This window comes from Streptomyces longisporus (genome assembly GCF_039532765.1).
Lineage (GTDB): Bacteria > Actinomycetota > Actinomycetes > Streptomycetales > Streptomycetaceae > Streptomyces > Streptomyces longisporus.
In genome coordinates this window covers 89235-106173 of the sequence record NZ_BAAASG010000013.1, presented here as the reverse complement: position 1 = coordinate 106173, position 16939 = coordinate 89235, and the positions used below count along the sequence as shown (strand labels likewise).

Here is a 16939-nt window from a genome sequence, read left to right as displayed (position 1 = left end):
GGTCACGCCTTGGGGGCCACCCTGCTCAGCCCGTTGATGATGCGGTCCATCGCGTCGCCGCCGGTCGGGTCCGTCAGGTTCGCCAGCAGCTTGAGGGTGAACTTCATCAGCATGGGGTGGGTCAGACCGCGCTGGGCCGCGATCTTCATGACCTTCGGGTTGCCGATGAGCTTCACGAAGGCGCGGCCCAGCGTGTAGTACCCGCCGTAGGTGTCCTTGAGGACGCGCGGGTAGCGCTGCAGGGCGAGTTCGCGGCTCGCGGGGGTCGGGCGGGCGTGGGCCTGGACGATGACGTCGGCGGCGATCTGGCCGGACTCCATGGCGTAGGCGATGCCCTCGCCGTTGAAGGGGTTCACCAGGCCGCCGGCGTCGCCGACCAGGAGCAGGCCCCTGGTGTAGTGCGGCTGGCGGTTGAAGGCCATCGGGAGGGCGGCGCCGCGGATCGGCCCGGTCATGTTTTCCGGGGTGTAGCCCCAGTCCTCCGGCATGGAGGCGCACCAGGCCTTGAGGACCTCGCGCCAGTCGAGCTCCTTGAAGGAGTCGGAGGTGTTCAGCACGCCCAGGCCGACGTTGGAGGTGCCGTCGCCCATGCCGAAGATCCAGCCGTAGCCGGGGAGCAGGCGGTCCTGGGGGCCTCGGCGGTCCCAGAGTTCCAGCCAGGACTCCAGGTAGTCGTCGTCGTGGCGGGGCGACTCGAAGTACGTGCGCACCGCGACGCCCATCGGGCGGTCCTCGCGGCGGTGCAGGCCCATCGCCAGCGACAGGCGGGTCGAGTTGCCGTCGGCGGCGACCACGAGCGGGGCGTGGAAGGTGACTTCGCGCTTCTCCTCACCGAGCTTGGCGTGCACGCCGGTGATACGGCCGGTGCGGTCGTCGATGATCGGGGCGCCGACGTTGCAGCGCTCGAAGAGCCGGGCGCCCGCCTTCTGGGCGTTGCGGGCGAGCTGCTCGTCGAAGTCGTCGCGCTTGCGGACGAGGCCGTAGTCCGGGAAGGAGGCGAGATCCGGCCAGTCCAGCTGGAGGCGGACGCCGCCGCCGATGATGCGCAGGCCCTTGTTGCGCAGCCAGCCGGCCTCCTCGGAGACGTCGATGCCCATCGCCACGAGCTGCTTCACGGCGCGCGGGGTCAGACCGTCGCCGCAGACCTTCTCGCGCGGGAACTCGGTCTTCTCCAGCAGCAGCACGTCGAGGCCGGACTTGGCGAGGTGGTACGCCGTCGTGGAACCGGCCGGGCCCGCGCCCACGACGATCACATCGGCGGTGTTCTCGGAGAAGGGCTCGGGGGAGGGCTCGGAGTGGGGCTCGGTCACGACGGTCACGGCGGGATCTCCCCAAGTTCGATAAATCTCTGTGCCGAGGGGCACTGGACACAGGCAGTCTATTCAGCAGAATTGATCACCAGGCTGAAGGGCTGCCCTCGTGAACCGAGCTCTCCCCGTAGTACGGCTGCGCGTCCCCACCGACGAGGACGCGGTCGCCTGGCACCGGGTCTTCGACGACCCGGACGTCATGGAGTTCCACGGCGGGAAATCCGCCGAGCTCTCCGTCTACGAGGAGCTCACCGCCCGGCAGCGCAGACATGACGCGGAGCTCGGCTTCTGTCTGTGGACCATGGTCGACGAGTTGGGGCGGGTCATGGGCTTCACGGGCGCCCAGCCGTGGCCGCGGGACTGGGGCCCCACGGGCGAGATCGAGATCGGCTGGCGGCTCGGGCGGGACTTCTGGGGCAAGGGATATGCCACCGCGGCCGCGCAGATGACGCTGGAACGGCTCAGGGCGGTGGGCGTGCCGAGCGTGGTGGCGATGGTCAGGCCCGGGAACGAGCGGTCCATCGCGGTCACCCGGCGGCTCGGCATGGAACCGGCGGAGACCTTCCTGCACCCCCGGTTCCAGGAGGACGCCCTCTGCTTCCGGCTCCAGCTCCAAAGCGGTCACGTACAGTAACCGACTGCTACAGAAAGACACTTGGCGCTTCCGGTCGACACCCCCGTGCGGTTACCCTTCCAGTACCGCTGGGGGTGACATCTGTGCGAATAACACCCAAAACACCCGAGGTACGCGTGCCACGGCTGGTCGGACTGATGGCCATGGACGCGCGCAAGACGGCGGAGGCGACCGGCCTCTTCCTGAATGCGCCGGACCGCCCCGACTTCCACCAGACCGTGGTCGAGTACGTCGTACGGCAGTACCCGCAGCCCAATGCGGAGGTGCCGCGGGACTCCGTGATCTACGTGTGGTTCGACTTCGGCGAGGGAGAGGGCGGCGGAGGCGTGCGCGAGCCGCGCATCCCGAGGCCCCCCACCGGCGGGCTGCAGCGCGAGCTGGACGAGCCGGGCGACCCGTACGTCGTCAGCTCCGCCTGAGCGTCAGCCCTTGAAACCGCGGTGCAGGGCCACGACCCCGCCCGTCAGGTTCCGCCACGCCACCTTCGACCAGCCGGCCTTCTGCAGGTGCTCGGCCAGCGCGGGCTGGTCCGGCCAGGCGCGGATGGATTCGGCGAGATAGACGTAGGCCTCCGGGTTCGAGGAGACCGCGCGGGCCACCGGCGGCAGGGCGCGCATCAGGTATTCGGAGTAGACCGTGCGGAAGGGCGCCCAGGTCGGGTGCGAGAACTCGCAGATCACCACGCGCCCGCCGGGCCTCGTCACCCGGTACAGCTCGCGCAGGGCGGCGTCGAAGTCCTGCACGTTGCGCAGGCCGAAGGAGATCGTGACGGCGTCGAAGGTGTCGTCCTTGAACGGCAGCTTCGTCGCGTCGCCCGCGGTCAGCGGCAGCCAGGGGTGCTTCTTCTTGCCGACCTGGAGCATGCCGAGGGAGAAGTCGCAGGGGACGACGTACGCGCCCGTGCGGGCGAAGGGCAGCGAGGACGTGGCCGTGCCGGCGGCCAGGTCCAGGATCTTCTGCGCGGGCCGGGCGTCGACCGCCCGGGCCACCTCCTTGCGCCACACCCGGTCCTGGCCGAGCGACAGCACGTCGTTCGTGAGGTCGTACCGTTCCGCCACGTCGTCGAACATCGAGGCGACTTCGTGCGGCTGCTTGTTCAGGGAAGCGCGGGTCACGCCGCCATTCTTGCAGCACGGCCCGCGGCTGCCCGCTCAGGGGAGGAGCCTGGGCTTCTTCTTCTTGGGGGCGGGCGGTGGCGCAGGATCACGGCGTACCCGAGGCACAGCAAGCCGGCGAGGAGGCCGGTCCGGCGCTAACGGCGCCTGTGGACGAGGCGCCCCGCGCAGACCGTCGCGATGCACGCGCCGGTTTCGTCGAACACGGCGAGGTCGGCCCGGCCGGACTCGACCAGCACCGAAGGCACCGGACCGGACACGACGAGGACATCGTTCCGGTCGGCCGCCGCCCGCAGTTCGGGTGAGCCGGCGTACTGTGCGAGGATCGCCACGGCGCCCGACTTCAGCACCGCGTGAATACGCTCGCGCGGGCTCGGGGCGTCGGGAAGCAGACCTTCGTGGAGGCGCCCGGGCTCCAGGACGCCCGGCCAACTCCGCACCCGCGCCAGCGGAAACCGCTCCCGGACCGCTTCCAGCGGACCCACCGCGGCGATCAGGTTCCCCTCGACCGCCACGGCTCCGTCCTCGATCGGTGGGGCGTCCCGGCCGGTGCGGACCTCGTCCGCCGCGTGGATCGTCAGCACCGGTACGTCAGTTGGAGGCCAGCAGCTTCAGCTCGGGATGCGCGGTGCCGCCCGCGATCGCCGTGGACGAGATGTGCGACATCACCCGCTCGTCGACCGGGTCGTTCGCCGGGTCGTCGTGGACGACGATGTGCTCGTACGTCGTGGTCCGCTGGGCGGGAACGCGCCCCGCCTTCCTGATCAGGTCGATGATCTCGAGCCGGTTGGAGCGGTGCTTGGCACCGGCCGAGGAGACGACGTTCTCCTCCAGCATGATCGAGCCGAGGTCGTCGGCGCCGTAGTGCAGGGACAGCTGCCCGACCTCCTTGCCGGTGGTCAGCCAGGACCCCTGGATGTGCTGGACGTTGTCCATGAACAGCCGCGCGATGGCGATCATCCGCAGGTACTCGAAGAGCGTGGCCTGGGTGCGGCCCTTCAGATGGTTGTTCTCGGGCTGGTAGGTGTACGGGATGAAGGCGCGGAAGCCGCCCGTCCGGTCCTGTACGTCACGGATCATCCGCAGGTGCTCGATGCGCTCCGCGTTGGTCTCGCCCGTGCCCATGAGCATGGTGGACGTCGACTCGACACCCAGGCGGTGTGCGGTCTCCATGATCTCCAGCCAGCGCTCGCCGGACTCCTTGAGAGGAGCGATGGCCTTGCGCGGCCGCTCGGGGAGCAGTTCTGCGCCCGCGCCCGCGAAGGAGTCGAGCCCGGCGGCGTGAATACGGGAGATGGCCTCCTCCACGCTCACCTTGGAGATCCGGGCCATGTGCTCGACCTCGCTCGCCCCCAGGCTGTGGATGACGAGCTGCGGGAACTCCTTCTTGATGGCGGCGAAGTGCTTCTCGTAGTACTCGACGCCGTAGTCCGGGTGGTGCCCGCCCTGGAACATGATCTGGGTGCCGCCGAGTTCGACGGTCTCCGCGCAGCGCCGCAGGATGTCGTCCAGATCCCGCGTCCAGCCCTTCGCCGTGTCCTTGGGGGCCGCGTAGAAGGCGCAGAACTTGCACGCCGTGACACATACGTTCGTGTAGTTGATGTTGCGCTCGATGATGTACGTCGCGATGTGCTCGGTGCCGGCGTACTTACGGCGGCGTACGGCGTCGGCGGCGGCGCCCAGCGCATGCAGCGGCGCGTCGCGGTAGAGGTCGAGTGCCTCTTCGGGGGTGATCCGGCCACCCGCCGCGGCACGGTCGAGGACGGACTGAAGGTCGGCCTTCTCGGTCACCGGGGCGTCCCTTTCGTCAAGGGTTGTGGACAGACCAGCCCAGCCTACGTCAGGCCGTGTACGCCCCGATCAGCAGCCCGAGAAACGCCCCGCCGAGCAGGAACGGCCCGAACGCCACGGCCGACCTGCGTCCGGCCCGCCCCGCGACGGCGAGTGCACCCCCGTACAGCGCTCCGAGCAGGAACGCGGCGAGGGTGCCGAGCATGAGCGTCGGCCAGCCGTACCACCCGAGGGCGGCGCCCGACCCGAGCGCCAGCTTGACGTTCCCGAGACCGATGCCGCCCGGATCGATGAGGAACAGCACCAGGAAGAACCCTCCGAGCGCGAGGGCGCCGTACAGCGTGGTCGTCCAGTCGCCGGCGCGCTCGGGCAGCAGCGCCACCACCCCGAGCAGCACGAGGGCGGCGCCCGCGAGCGGCAGCGTCAGAACGTCGGGCAGCCGCTGCACCCTCACGTCGACGACCGCCAACAGCACCCCCAGGGGCCCGAGCAGCAGCCAGACGCCGAGTTCGGGTCGGGTGCCGGTGGCGGCTGCGAGGGCGGCACAGACGAAGGCGGTGGTGAGGGCGGCGGCGCCTGTGCCGTACGGCTGCACGGAGAACCGGTGGGCGGCCCTCGGCAGCAGCGCCCCTGCTGCCGCGCCCCAGAGCGCGGCGACGGCGATCAGCAACTCCATCCGTCCCCGGGGTGGTTGGCCTGCGAAACCGTGGCCCCCAGCCTCACACAGCGCCGAACAGAGAGGCGAGCCCCCGGTCGAGGGCCGGTTCCAGGGGCTCGCCGCCCGGCTCGGTGACCGTGTAGGAGCGGAGCAGGAAGCGATGCAGCGCTCTGGTGTCGAAGCGGACCGCCGCAATGCCCTGCGGGGCGTGGAGTTCCACGACGGTGTGGGCCGGGCCGTACGGGCGGAGCCGTACCGTGCCGAGACCCGCGGGGCCGCCCAGGCCCTCCTCGAGGAGGCTGCGGGCGAAGGTCCAGGTCACCTCCTCCTCGTCGAGAGAGATCCAGGCCGGGAAGACGAAATGGACCGCCAGCGGGTCGTCGGAGAGATATCGGAGGGTGACGGGCACCGCCAGCTCCTCCTGGTCGGGGGTGAGCAGGTGGGCGCCGGTGGGCTGCTCCAGGGCTATGTACACGAGGGGGGCTCCCTTTTCGGGCATGTAGAGCATTTCGAGCATGTCGGGTTGCGCATCGGCCCGTTGGGCCTGTCCACCTCTTGGGAGCCCCATCGGGACGCAGGCATTACGCCGCAACAGAAAACAACTCCCGTGACGTGCGCCACATCGGCGATACGCCGCAACTTTGATTGAAACTTTTGCCATCTAGGCTTACAAAATCTTCCCCGCCCTCAGTAGTAGGCAACTGGAGCGTTCCGCCATGTCCGACGGTTCCACTGCAGTGTCCGCACCGGCTTCCGCGTCCCCCGCCGCCACGGCCGCGTATGCCCGGATCTACGAGGAACAGCAGCCGCGACTCGTCGCCTACGCCCGCTCGCTCACCCGGAACGCCTGGACCGCCGAAGACCTCGTCGCCGAGGCGCACTTCCGGGTGTGGCGGCGGCTGGCCGCGGGGCACGAGATCGACAACGTGCCGGCGTATCTGATGACCACGGTGCGCCACCTTGCGATCGCCGCCGGGAGCGCGGTGCGCGAGACGCCGCGGGACCCGCACGGCGAGGAGCGGGTCGAGACGGACGCTCACCCCCACACGGACGACCCCGCCGAGCGGGTGTCCTCCGTCGACCTGGTGGTACGGGTGCTGGGGCAGTTGCCCGAGCGGTGGGTGAAGGCGCTGTGGCTGGCCGAGGCGGAGGGGCAGCCGCTGGCCGCGATCGGTCCGCAGCTCGGGACCAAGGAGGGTGCCACGGCGGTGCTGTTGCACCGGGCCCGGGAAGGTATGCGGCAGGCGTTCCTGCGGACGCAGACCGGTGCGCCCGACGACCCTGCCTGCCAGGTGTACTGGGCGAGGATGCCCGCGTACGTACGGGGTGCGGCGACGGCGAAGCAGTCCGAGCGGCTGCTCGGGCATGTGGACGCGTGCGACGACTGCCGGGCTCGGCTGGCCGCCCTGATGAGCGCCAACGACCGGCTGCCCGCGCTCGTCGGACCGGCACTTCTCGTGTTCGCGGTGGGCGGTGCGGGCAAGTTCCTGCTCGCCCTGACCGCCGGACCGGCCGGTGCGGCGACCGCGGCCGGCGGGCACGGCGGGCTGCTCCACGGAGTGCGCCAAGTGGCCGTCGGCGGTTCGAAGACCCAGGTGGCAGCGGTCGCCGGGGCGGTCGTGGCGGGCGCCGCCGCGCTCCTGCTCGTCCTCGGCCCGGCCGACACCGGCCGGATCCCGGCCCAGCGCACTCCGGTGGCCGACGCACCGGCGGCTCAGGTCCCGGTGGCCGGAACGCCGGCGGGGCCGCCGTCGAAGGGCCCGCGGAACGAGGCACCGAAGAAGGGCGGTACGCCGGCTCACGCGGCCGGCGTTCAGGGCAGCCAACGGGCGCGTACGGCCGGCACCGGCAGCACCGCACCGGCCGTACCGAAGCCCCATGATGCCGATGGGCCCACCCCGGCTCCGAGGGGGAACACGCCCGGGAGCAGCACGACCGACACACCTCCGCCCACCAAGCCCGCACCGAAGGAACCGAAGGAGCCGAAGAAGCCGACCAAGCCCGCGCCGAAGGGCAAGGACCCGGCTCCCCCGAAGACGGGCGGTTCGGACGAGGACCCGAAGACCCCGCCCCCATCCACCGACCCGTCCCCGGAATCCCCTCCCATGCCCACCGGCCCGTACCCGGAGCCCCCGGCCCCGACCGAACAGCCCCCGCAGACTCCGGCACCTCCGACCGAGGACACCCCCGAACCCGGGGCCCCGAGCGCGCCCGCACCGCAGCCCGAGAACCCGACTCCCGTGGAGCCCGGGCCTGTTCGAGACCCCGCTCCCCCTGCGGACGACACCGACCAGCCCCCCGTCGCACCGCCCGCCCAGGACCCGACACCGACCACGCCCGGCCCCACCGGGAACGAGCCCCCGTCCGGCTCCGGGCCCGCCGCCCCATCGGTCCCCACACCGCCCGGAGACGACTGCGGTAACCCGCACGGCGGCGCGGGGCACGGCTCGGAGTAGACGCGCCAAGGCCGAGAGGCCCCCTCACCCACGGCTCAGGTGCACGGTGTGCCCGCCGCGCACCCGCCGACCGGGCGGGCGCGACGTCTACAGTGGGGGCGAGGAGGCCTGATGAGCAGCGGAAACCACGGCGGCATGCACGGGCCACCGATCCGCCCCCGGGCCTGATCTCCGGCATGAAACCGTCCGCGAGGAGAGCCCGCCGTGAAGACCCGCTGCCTCGGACATCCCGGCCTCGGCGCCGTCACCGTCCTCGCCGTCGCCGCACTCAGCGCCTGCGGCGGCTCCGGTGCCGAACCGGGGGGCGGCGCGCACGGGGCCCCGGTGGTGGGCGTCGACTATCCCCGCTCCGACACCGACTTCTGGACCTCGTACATCGAGTACACCCCTCGGTTCGCCAAGGAACTCGGCCTGAGGCTGGAGACGACCAACTCGCAGAACGACGTCGGCAACCTCGCCGCCGACGTGCAGACGCTCATCATCCACGGGGTGAAGGGCGTGGCGATGGCTCCGCAGAGCACCGGCGCGATCGGGCCCGTCCTGCGGCAGTTGTCCGCCCAGAAGATCCCCGTGGTCACCCTGGACACCCGCCCTGACACCGGCCACGTCTACATGATCGTCCGCGCCGACAACCGTGCGTACGGCGAGAAGGCCTGCCGGTTCCTCGGCACCGAGCTCGGCGGCAAGGGCAAGGTCGTCATGCTCGAGGGCGACCTCGCCTCGATCAATGCCCGGGACCGCACCGAGGGGTTCAACGGGTGCATGAAGAAGAACTACCCCGGGATCCAGGTCTTCGGCGAGGCGACCAACTGGGACGGGGCGGTCGCGGCCCGGAAGCTGCAGACGGATCTCACCGCCCACCCGGACATCAAGGGCGTCTACATGCAGGCCAGCTCCGCACTCTCGGGCACCCTCCAGGTGCTCCGGCAGCAGGGTCTGCTGGTCGGCCCCAAGGACGCCAAGCACGTGTTCGTGGTCTCCAACGACGGCACCCCCAGGGAACTCGAGAGCATCGCCCAGGGCGAGATCGACGCCACGGTCTCCCAGCCCGCCGACCTCTATGCGAAGTACGCCCTCTCCTATCTGAAGGCGGCGATCGAAGGCAAGACGTTCAAGCCGGGCCGGACCGACCACGACAGTACGATCGTCCAGGTCCGCAAGGGTGTGCTGGAGGACCAGCTCCCCGCCCCGCTGGTGACCGCGGACGGCGGCACCTACGGCGGGGTTCCCAGTCTCAGGAGCGACGACACGTCCCTCTGGGGCAACAACCGCTGACCTGTGCTTCGTCTATTCGACCTTCGACATCCGCGCCGTGGGCTTGCCTTCCGCGTCGCTGTCCGAGATGTACTTGAGGTCGTTGCCCACCCGGGCCAGCCGCACCGTGTGCGCCACCGGGTTGCACCCGGCGTGGTTGGTCTTGGCGCCCACCGACGTCGTGACGAGTTCCTGCTTCGTCACCTTCTTCAGGGTCAGTACGTCGTTGCAGACGCCCCCGAGCTGGTCGGTCTGCCGGACTCGGCCCAACTCCTCGCCCACGCCCGCCTGATGGACCGTGACCCGGAAGGTGCCCGCGGGCAGGGCGCCGTCGAGGACGAGGCCCTGGCCCTCCCAGGTGCCGAGGTAGCCGGCCGGCACGGCGGACCCGGTGGCGCCGTCGGCGGCGGTGGGGGAGGCGCTCGACGTGGCGCCCGGCGGTGGGGAGTACGCACCGCTGCTTGAACCGCCCGCGTTGTCCTCACCGCCGCCCGGCAACAGGTCGAACACGAACATCGACCCCACCGTCACGGCCGCCAACGCCCCCGCGACCGCCAGCGCCACCGTGCAGCTCAGCCGCCGTCCGCGCCCGCTCTCCCCCGGCGCGGACGTCGCCGCAAGGGACACGGAAAGCCTGCCGGGACTCTGCTCGACGGGAGGCGCGTCCCGCGGCTCGGGCACGTGAGCGGGAGGTGCGTCAACGGCAGAGACAGGAGCGGCAGGGACAGGAACAGCAGGCGCGGAAACCGAGGGGGCGGAGAAAGCCGCGGCCCCCGGCATCACCGGCGCAGGCCCGAACTCACCCACCGTCGCCCGCCCGGCCCCTTCTCCACCCGCCGTCACCGCATCCCCGACGGAGGGGCTGCTGAACCCCACCGGCCCCGAGGGTGCCTCGTCCCCCGCCTCCAGGTTCAGCAGCTTCACGACGCTGCGGCTCACCTGTTCCACCAGCGTCCCCGGCAGCCACCCGCCCGCCACCAGCCGGGCCGCCCCCTCGGGAGCCAGCCGCCGTGCCACCTCACCGGGCGTCGGCCGCCGCCCCGGCTCCTTGACCAGGCATGCCTCCACCACGGCCCGCAACTCACCGCCCAGCGAGCCGAGTTCGGGCTCCTCGTGGACGACCTTGTAGAGCAGCGCAGCGGACGAGTCCCCGGGGAACGGCGGCTCCCCGGTCGCCGCATACGCCAGCACCGCGCCCAGCGAGAAGACGTCGGCCGCCCCCGTGGCCCCCTTCCCGAGGATCTGCTCGGGCGACATGTAACCGGGCGAACCGATGGACACGCCGGTCGACGTCAGGGACGCCGTACCGTCCGTCGCCCGCGCGATGCCGAAGTCGATCAGCAGCGGGCCGTCGAGCGTCAGCAGAACGTTGGACGGCTTCACGTCCCGGTGCACCAGGCCCAGTTCGTGCACCGCCGCCAGCGCCTCCGCCAGCCCGGCACCCAGCGCCCGTACCGAATGAGCCGGCAGCGGGCCGCCGTCCGCGACCGCCGCCGCCAGCGACGGGCCCGCCGCATACGCCGTGGCCACCCAGGGGACAGCCGCCGTGGGGTCCGCGTCGAGCACCGGAGCCGTCCACGCGCCGCCCACCCGCCGCGCGGCCTCCACCTCGCGGCGGAAGCGGGCGCGGAACTCCTCGTCGAGCGCGAAGTGCGGGTGCACGATCTTGACCGCGACCGTGCGGCCCCCGGCGCTGCGGCCCAGGTAGACGCGGCCCATCCCGCCGGAGCCGAGCCGGCCGAGCAGCCGGTAGGGCCCCACGACGGTGGGCTCGTCGGCTCCGAGCGGCTGCATGGCGTCCACCCCTCCCCCGTATCCCCCGTAACGACGAGAAAAGGGTAGTGCGCCGTTCCCGTACGGCTTACGGCTGCAGCAGATCCACCTTCACGTCGGCCGGGAACCCGGTCGTCGGCCCGACCCGCCGGGCGAACTCGGCGACCGCGGCCAGCTGCGGCCCGCCGAAGCGGAAGTCCAGCGTCGTGAAGTACTGCTCCAGGACCCGCTCGTCGAACGCCTCCCAGCGGGCCGCCTGCTCGGCGACCTTGCCGACCTCCTCCAGGGAGAGGTCGCGGGAGGCGAGGAAGGCCTCGTGGACCTTGCGGGTGATGAGCGGCTCGCGCTCCAGGTAGTCGCGCCGGGCCGCCCAGACCGCGAAGACGAACGGCAGCCCGGTCCACTCCTTCCAGAGCGTGCCGAGGTCGTGCACCTGAAGGCCGAAGCGCGGCCCGTCGTGCAGGTTCGCCCGCAGTGCCGCGTCCCCGATGAGTACGGCCGCGTCGGCCTCCTGCATCATCAGGCTGAGGTCGGGCGGGCAGGTGTAGTAGTCGGGCCGGACGCCGTAGCGCTCGGCGAACAGCAGCTGGGCGAGGCGGACGGAGGTGCGCGAGGTCGAGCCGAGGGCGACCCGGCGGCCGTCCAGCTGGTCCAGCGGGACCTGCGAGACGATCACGCAGGACATGACGGGGCCGTCGCAGCCGACCGCAATGTCGGGGAAGGCGACCAGGTCGTCGGCGTTGCGGAGGAACTCGACGAGGGTGATGGGCGCGATGTCGAGGTCACCCTGCACCAGCTGCTCGCTGAGCTTCTCCGGGGTGTCCTTGGTGAGCTCGAAGTCGAGGAGCGTGCCCGTTCTCGCGAGCCCCCAGTACAGGGGCAGGCAGTTCAGGAACTGGATGTGGCCGACGCGCGGCCGGGTGCGAGAATTGTCCACATCGCGAGGCTAGACCCTATGAGGTACGGTGCAGCCTTCAGGGTGGTGCGGCGCCGTCACCGGTGTCACGTCAATCCCACCGCGAGACCTTCAAACGTCCGAGTGACGTGATCTTGCCCTCTATTGCTTTCGGCTGCCCGCGTGCTAGGCTCGCCGCAAGTTGCAGTTTGGTTTCCCTTGCAGTACAGAGCCTGCGGAGCATGTAACCGCGGGCTCTCGTCGTTTTCAGACGTATGCAGTTGTGCGGCACTGTTTTCACACTTGCAGGTTCTGGAGCAGGGCAACCCTTTGGGCCCAAGGAGGGCTTATGGCTACCGGAACCGTGAAGTGGTTCAACGCCGAAAAGGGCTTTGGCTTCATCGCCCAGGAAGGTGGCGGCCCGGACGTCTTCGTCCACTACTCCGCCATCAACGCGAGCGGCTTCCGCTCGCTGGAGGAGAACCAGCAGGTCTCCTTCGACGTGACCCAGGGCCCGAAGGGCCCGCAGGCGGAGAACGTCACCCCCGTCTGATCATTCGGTCTCGGAGCCTGGTGCTTTGATCCGGAACTGAGAGCAGTACCCAAGGAGCCCCGCGCCGCAAGGCAGCGGGGCTCCTGCCTTTTCCCCGTACTCACCTGTACGGCTCACACATGCTGCATGACCAGCACGAACGTCGTCCCGGGCGCCAGTGCCTCGTACGAGTGCGGCACGTCCCCGCGATACGTCATGTAGTCCCCGGGCCCGAGTTCCTCGGCCTCCCCCGCCGGACCGGCCTTCACCCTGCCGGTGCTCACGATCAGATGCTCCACCGTGCCCGGGATGTGGGGCTCCGACTCTCGGGCGGGGCCGGGCTCCGCGCGCAGGTGGTAGATGTCACGCCGGGCGCCGGGCGGGCTCGCGGAGAGCAGGGTGGCCCGGTAGTCCGCCCGTTCGGAGGCCACGACCGGTCCCTCTCCCGCCCGGATCACGTGCACGGCGGGGGCGGGCGGCTCCACCAGCACACTGAAGGGCACCCCCAGGGCCACTCCCAGCGCCCACAGGGTCTCCACGCTGGGGTTTCCGCTCCCGCCCTCCAGCTGCGACAACGTCGACTTCGCGATCCCGGCCCGTTTGGCCAGTTCGGAGAGGGACAACCCGGCACGGTTGCGCTCGCGCCGCAGCGCGGCCGCGATCCAGTCCAGGGGAAGCCGCGGTGGCAGATCGGACGTCATGTTCGCTCCATCGGTACGACCGTTCGCCTTGACGAACAGCGCTTCTCCTGTTCATTCTAGAGAACATGCGTACGGTACGGCGAACGCCCCCTGGGCCCGGCCCATCGATTCCCGGCCCGCCGCGGGACCTGATCCGCGATGCCTCCCTCGTCTGGCTCGCGAGCGGCATCGTCGGTGTCTCCTTCGGCGCGATCGCCGTGGCCGGGGGTCTGCCGGTGTGGGTGCCGGTGGTGATGTCCCTCGTGGTCTACGCGGGCTCCGCCCAGTTCAGCGCGGTCGGAGTCATGCTGGCCGGCGGCGGCCCGATCGCCGCGGCGGCCACCGGCCTGCTCCTCAACACCCGCACGGCCGCCTTCAGCCTCGCGATCGCCGACACCCTCGGGCCGGGCCGCCTCACCCGCCTGATCGGCGCCCACCTCGTCACCGACGAGACGGTGGCCTTCGCCCTGGCCCAGGCCGATCCGGTACGGCGGCGGAAGGCGTTCTGGGTTTCGGGGATCGGCCTGTTCGTCGTATGGAACGTGGGTGTCCTGGCCGGGGCGCTGGCCGGGGGCGCGCTGGGCGACACGGCGACGTACGGCCTGGACGCGGCCTTCCCCGCGGTGCTGGTGGCCCTGGTGCTGCCCACCCTGCGTGCGGACGCCCGGATACGGCGGTCAGCGCTGCTCGGCGCCGCGCTGGCCCTCGCGGTGACGCCGGCCGTCCCGGCGGGGGTGCCGGTGCTGCTGGCGCTGGCAGGGCTTGTCCTGCACGGCCGCAAGGGGGCCTCCTCATGAACGCCACGGTCGCGGTGATCCTGGCCCTGACGGTCGGGACGTACGCCTTCCGGCTGGTCGGTCCGGCGCTGCACGGGCGCGTGGAGCTGCCGGCGCGCGTCCAGGAGCTGCTGTCGGCGGGCGCGGTCGTGCTGCTGGCCGCCCTGCTGGCGACGGGCGCACTGACGGAGAGCGGCGGCTTCGCGGGCTGGGCCCGCCCGGCCGGGGTCCTCGTCGGGGGCGTGCTGGCGTGGCGAAGGGCACCGTTCGCGGTGGTGGTACTGGCGGCTGCGGGGACGGCGGCGGTGCTGCGGGCGCTGGGGGTGGGGTGAGCGGGGGTGGCCGAGGAGGTCGGCGAGGGGGATGGCGCCCCATTCGCCGAGGGTCGATTGTCAGTGGTGGTCGCTACGGTTTTGAGCATGACCGAGAGCCTCGACGCGACCGCGCCCGAACCTGACTTCCTCACCGGCACCCGGACGTTCTACGACGCCGTGGCCGAGGACTACGCCGCCCGGTTCGAGCGGGAGCTCGCGGGCAGGCCGCTGGAGCGGGCCATACTCGAGGTGTTCGCCGAACTCGTGGGCGGCGAGGGGCCGGTGGCCGACCTGGGGTGCGGTCCCGGCCGGACGACGGCCCGTCTCGCCTCGCTCGGACTGGACGTCTTCGGCATCGACCTGTCGGAGTCGATGCTGGCGGTCGCCCGCCGCGAGAGCCCGGCGCTGCGTTTCGAGCAGGGCTCCATGCTGGACCTGGACATTCCCGACGGGACGCTGGCCGGGGCGCTCTCCTGGTACTCCTCCATCCACACCCCTGCGGAGGAACTGCCCGCCCTGTTCGCCGAGTTCCACAGGGTGCTCGCACCCGGCGGCCATCTCCTGGTCGGCTTCCAGGCGGGCGACGAGCACCGCCACCACGACCGCCCCTGGGGCCGCCCGGTCTCGCTGACCTTCCTGCGCCGGCGACCGGAGGAGATGATCGGGCTGTTGACGGACGCCGGCTTCACACTCCTCTCGCAGACGGTGCGGGAACCGGAGGAAAGCCTGGAGGAGACCTCCCCGCAGGCCTTCCTCATAGCCCGGAAGCCGGCGGTGGCGGCCTCCTAGAGCGCCCCGGCGATGTCCAGCGCCGCGATGTACCCGAACGTCATCGCGGGGCCGATCGTCGACCCGGCCCCGGCGTAGCTGTGTCCCATGACGGCGGCGCTGGCGTTCCCGGCGGCGTACAGGCCGGGGATCACCGAGCCGTCCGGCCGCAGCACCCGCGCCCGGGCGTCCGTGACCAGCCCGCCCTTCGTCCCGAGGTCGCCGGGGACGATGCGGAAGGCGTAGTACGGGGGCAGCCACAGGGGTGCGAGGCAGGAGTTGGGGAGGACGGAGGGGTCCGTGTAGTAGTGGTCGTACGCGCTGTCGCCGCGGTGGAAGTCGCTGTCGGCCCCTTTGAGGGCAAGGGAGTTGAAGCGGTCGACCGTGGCCCGCAGGGCCGCGGCGGGAACACCGACGGAGGCGGCGAGGGCGTCGAGGGTCCAGGCCTTGTGCGCCGCGCCCGAGCCGTACCAGTCGTCGGGGAAGGTGAGGGTCGGGGCGACGTCCTTGAACAGGTACCGGTCGCGGTAGTTCTGGTCGACGATCAGCCAGGCCGGGATGTCCGGGTCGGTGGGGTTGCGGTCGTACATGGTGTGGACGACGTCGCTGTAGGGGCCGGCCTCGTTGACGAAGCGGGAGCCCGCCGCGTTGACGAGGAGGCCGCCGGGAAGGGTGCGTTCGGCGAGGCAGAAGTAGGGCTGGCCGGGGAGCGGGATGGCCGGTCCCCACCAGGCGTCGTCCATGAGGGCGAGTGCGGCGCCCAGTTGTCGTCCCGCCCGGATGCCGTCGCCGGTGTTCTCCTTCGCTCCGACCGTCCACTCCGTCCCGATGGGCTGCCGCTGGTACTGGGCACGCATGGCCCCGTTGTGCTCGAAGCCGCCGGAGCCGACGACCACGGCACGGCGGGCGCGTACCAGCCCGGGGGCACCGTCCTTCGTGACCACCGCCCCGGTGACGGCACCGCTCTCGACGAACAGGTCGGTGAGCGGGGTGCCCAGCCGGACGGGGACGCCCGCGTCCAGCAGCCCCTTGCGCAACCCGGCGGCCAGCGACTGCCCCATCGTCAACGGCGTCTGCCCCAGCACCGCCGCCTTCGTGCCGCGCGCCAGGCACTCGGCGGCGACGGCGGCGCCCTTGACGCTCACGGCGGCGAGGGCGAGCCACTTGTAGTCGGCGCTGAACACGACCATTCCGGAAGGGACTTGCATGTACGGCGGATTGAGATGAGCGAGTTCGGCGCCGAGGAGGTTGCCGTCGAACTGGTCGGGCTCGATGGACCGGCCGCCCGGCAGACCGCCCGGCAGTTCCGGGTAGTAGTCGCTGTACCCCTCCATCCAGCGGAAGCGCAGCGGGCTGTTGGCCATGACGAAGGAGATCATCGCGGGGCCGTGGGCGAGGAAGGCGTTCTGCCGGGCCACGGGTACGTCCGGGCCGACGACCGCGGCGAGGTAGGCGGCGGCCTTGGCGGGGGTGTCCGGGACACCGGCGGCGAGGATCACGGGATTGTTGGGGATCCAGATACCGGCACCCGAACGAGCGGCGGATCCGCCGAAGGTGGGGGCCTTCTCGACCACGACGGTGCTCAGGCCCTGCTTGGCCGCCGTGAGCGCGGCGGTCATGCCGGCCGCGCCGGAGCCGATGACGACGACGTCATAGGTGCCGAGGAGGGGCAGGTCGGCGGCGGTGGCCGTCCTGGTGCCGGGGCCCGCGCCGACGGCCAGGGCGAGACCGGTGGCGCCCGCGGTACCGAGCACCTGCCTCCGGGTGGGTCGTGCCGTACCTCTTGCGGGTTCCGCGCTCGTGACCATGGCAGGTCGCTCCAACCGGACGAGGGGTGGGGTGAGTTGCGCAGGTGCGGAGGTGCGGGGTGGGAATGTGGCGCGGGGGTCTTGGGAAGTCAAGGGCGGAGGCAGAAGCGGTACGAGCAATTCCGGCGGTCGGCGGCGAATGGGATTTTGGAATGCCCGCCCGACAGCGAAGGGA

The 16939-nt window shown here is 71.3% G+C and carries 18 protein-coding genes; 8 read left to right on the top strand and 10 right to left on the bottom strand.

Annotated elements, in window-relative coordinates; all coding sequences use genetic code 11:
* Nucleotides 1-2: 2 nt before the first annotated feature.
* Nucleotides 3-1319 carry a geranylgeranyl reductase family protein gene (locus ABD355_RS28515; RefSeq protein WP_344403591.1) on the bottom strand — a complete coding sequence of 439 codons (1317 nt, stop codon included), beginning with the start codon at nt 1317-1319 and terminating at the stop codon, nt 3-5.
* Nucleotides 1320-1419: 100 nt separating this feature from the next.
* Here ABD355_RS28515 and ABD355_RS28510 point away from each other — a divergent pair, with 100 nt between their 5' ends.
* Nucleotides 1420-1944 carry a GNAT family N-acetyltransferase gene (locus ABD355_RS28510; RefSeq protein ID WP_344403590.1) on the top strand — a complete coding sequence of 175 codons (525 nt, stop codon included), beginning with the start codon at nt 1420-1422 and terminating at the stop codon, nt 1942-1944.
* Nucleotides 1945-2060: 116 nt separating this feature from the next.
* Nucleotides 2061-2363, top strand: coding sequence for a PASTA domain-containing protein (locus tag ABD355_RS28505; protein ID WP_344403589.1), 303 nt, complete (start codon nt 2061-2063; stop codon nt 2361-2363).
* 3 nt (nt 2364-2366) lie between these two features.
* Here ABD355_RS28505 and ABD355_RS28500 read toward each other — a convergent pair whose 3' ends face one another.
* The 5 genes from ABD355_RS28500 to ABD355_RS28480 all read right to left on the bottom strand — a co-directional run bounded on the left by ABD355_RS28500 (nt 2367) and on the right by ABD355_RS28480 (nt 5983).
* Complete coding sequence (locus ABD355_RS28500) at nt 2367-3059, bottom strand: demethylmenaquinone methyltransferase (RefSeq protein ID WP_344403588.1); 693 nt, start codon at nt 3057-3059, stop codon at nt 2367-2369.
* A gap of 137 nt (nt 3060-3196) precedes the next feature.
* The gene (locus ABD355_RS28495; RefSeq protein WP_344403587.1) at nt 3197-3643 is read right to left on the bottom strand and encodes an imidazolonepropionase-like domain-containing protein; all 447 of its coding nucleotides are present in this window, start codon (nt 3641-3643) and stop codon (nt 3197-3199) included.
* Between the two features lie 7 nt (nt 3644-3650).
* Entirely contained in the window at nt 3651-4850 is a 1200-nt protein-coding gene (mqnC, locus tag ABD355_RS28490) for a cyclic dehypoxanthinyl futalosine synthase (protein WP_115906557.1), read from the bottom strand.
* Nucleotides 4851-4899: 49 nt separating this feature from the next.
* Nucleotides 4900-5526 (bottom strand): prepilin peptidase, encoded by a 627-nt coding sequence (locus ABD355_RS28485; RefSeq protein ID WP_344403585.1) that lies wholly within the window; start codon nt 5524-5526, stop codon nt 4900-4902.
* Nucleotides 5527-5569: 43 nt separating this feature from the next.
* The gene (locus ABD355_RS28480; protein ID WP_344403584.1) at nt 5570-5983 is read right to left on the bottom strand and encodes an SsgA family sporulation/cell division regulator; all 414 of its coding nucleotides are present in this window, start codon (nt 5981-5983) and stop codon (nt 5570-5572) included.
* Between the two features lie 241 nt (nt 5984-6224).
* Here ABD355_RS28480 and ABD355_RS28475 point away from each other — a divergent pair, with 241 nt between their 5' ends.
* Nucleotides 6225-7964 carry a sigma-70 family RNA polymerase sigma factor gene (locus ABD355_RS28475; protein ID WP_344403583.1) on the top strand — a complete coding sequence of 580 codons (1740 nt, stop codon included), beginning with the start codon at nt 6225-6227 and terminating at the stop codon, nt 7962-7964.
* Between the two features lie 204 nt (nt 7965-8168).
* Nucleotides 8169-9239 (top strand): sugar ABC transporter substrate-binding protein, encoded by a 1071-nt coding sequence (locus tag ABD355_RS28470; RefSeq protein ID WP_344403581.1) that lies wholly within the window; start codon nt 8169-8171, stop codon nt 9237-9239.
* 12 nt (nt 9240-9251) lie between these two features.
* On the opposite strand, the gene ABD355_RS28465 is transcribed toward ABD355_RS28470, so the two are convergent.
* Together ABD355_RS28465 and ABD355_RS28460 are read right to left on the bottom strand one after the other, a co-directional pair.
* Nucleotides 9252-11012, bottom strand: coding sequence for a serine/threonine-protein kinase (locus tag ABD355_RS28465; protein ID WP_344403580.1), 1761 nt, complete (start codon nt 11010-11012; stop codon nt 9252-9254).
* A gap of 67 nt (nt 11013-11079) precedes the next feature.
* Entirely contained in the window at nt 11080-11928 is an 849-nt protein-coding gene (locus ABD355_RS28460) for a menaquinone biosynthetic enzyme MqnA/MqnD family protein (RefSeq protein ID WP_344403579.1), read from the bottom strand.
* A 307-nt stretch (nt 11929-12235) separates the two neighbouring features.
* Between ABD355_RS28460 and ABD355_RS28455 the strand changes: the two genes are divergently transcribed.
* A complete protein-coding gene (locus ABD355_RS28455; RefSeq protein ID WP_003992177.1) occupies nt 12236-12439 on the top strand; it encodes a cold-shock protein in 204 nt (67 codons plus the stop codon).
* Between the two features lie 113 nt (nt 12440-12552).
* Here the strand turns inward: ABD355_RS28455 and ABD355_RS28450 are convergent, their stop codons facing one another.
* Nucleotides 12553-13119 carry a helix-turn-helix domain-containing protein gene (locus ABD355_RS28450; protein ID WP_344403578.1) on the bottom strand — a complete coding sequence of 189 codons (567 nt, stop codon included), beginning with the start codon at nt 13117-13119 and terminating at the stop codon, nt 12553-12555.
* A 65-nt stretch (nt 13120-13184) separates the two neighbouring features.
* Between ABD355_RS28450 and ABD355_RS28445 the strand changes: the two genes are divergently transcribed.
* The 3 genes from ABD355_RS28445 (at nt 13185) to ABD355_RS28435 (ending at nt 14977) form a co-directional block, all read left to right on the top strand.
* Entirely contained in the window at nt 13185-13895 is a 711-nt protein-coding gene (locus tag ABD355_RS28445; protein WP_344403577.1) for an AzlC family ABC transporter permease, read from the top strand.
* Nucleotides 13892-14206: an AzlD domain-containing protein gene (locus ABD355_RS28440; RefSeq protein ID WP_344403575.1), complete on the top strand. Its 315-nt coding sequence runs from the start codon at nt 13892-13894 to the stop codon at nt 14204-14206. Before ABD355_RS28445 ends, ABD355_RS28440 begins: the two co-directional genes overlap by 4 nt.
* A gap of 87 nt (nt 14207-14293) precedes the next feature.
* On the top strand, nt 14294-14977 hold the full coding sequence (locus tag ABD355_RS28435) for a class I SAM-dependent DNA methyltransferase (RefSeq protein WP_344403573.1): 684 nt from the start codon (nt 14294-14296) through the stop codon (nt 14975-14977).
* Here the strand turns inward: ABD355_RS28435 and kstD are convergent.
* Complete coding sequence (kstD, locus tag ABD355_RS28430) at nt 14974-16764, bottom strand: 3-oxosteroid 1-dehydrogenase (RefSeq protein WP_344403572.1); 1791 nt, start codon at nt 16762-16764, stop codon at nt 14974-14976. The genes ABD355_RS28435 and kstD overlap by 4 nt on opposite strands.
* Nucleotides 16765-16939 lie beyond the last annotated feature (175 nt).

Excerpts from the sequence above, each read along its gene's own strand:
- ABD355_RS28445 (WP_344403577.1), top strand. The coding sequence starts at position 13,185 with ATGCGTACGGTACGGCGAACGCCCCCTGGGCCCGGCCCATCGATTCCC.
- ABD355_RS28485 (WP_344403585.1), bottom strand. The coding sequence starts at position 5,526 with ATGGAGTTGCTGATCGCCGTCGCCGCGCTCTGGGGCGCGGCAGCAGGG.
- ABD355_RS28435 (WP_344403573.1), top strand. The coding sequence starts at position 14,294 with ATGACCGAGAGCCTCGACGCGACCGCGCCCGAACCTGACTTCCTCACC.
- ABD355_RS28440 (WP_344403575.1), top strand. The coding sequence starts at position 13,892 with ATGAACGCCACGGTCGCGGTGATCCTGGCCCTGACGGTCGGGACGTAC.
- ABD355_RS28475 (WP_344403583.1), top strand. The coding sequence starts at position 6,225 with ATGTCCGACGGTTCCACTGCAGTGTCCGCACCGGCTTCCGCGTCCCCC.
- ABD355_RS28465 (WP_344403580.1), bottom strand. The coding sequence starts at position 11,012 with ATGCAGCCGCTCGGAGCCGACGAGCCCACCGTCGTGGGGCCCTACCGG.
- ABD355_RS28450 (WP_344403578.1), bottom strand. The coding sequence starts at position 13,119 with ATGACGTCCGATCTGCCACCGCGGCTTCCCCTGGACTGGATCGCGGCC.
- kstD (WP_344403572.1), bottom strand. The coding sequence starts at position 16,764 with ATGGTCACGAGCGCGGAACCCGCAAGAGGTACGGCACGACCCACCCGG.
- ABD355_RS28455 (WP_003992177.1), top strand. The coding sequence starts at position 12,236 with ATGGCTACCGGAACCGTGAAGTGGTTCAACGCCGAAAAGGGCTTTGGC.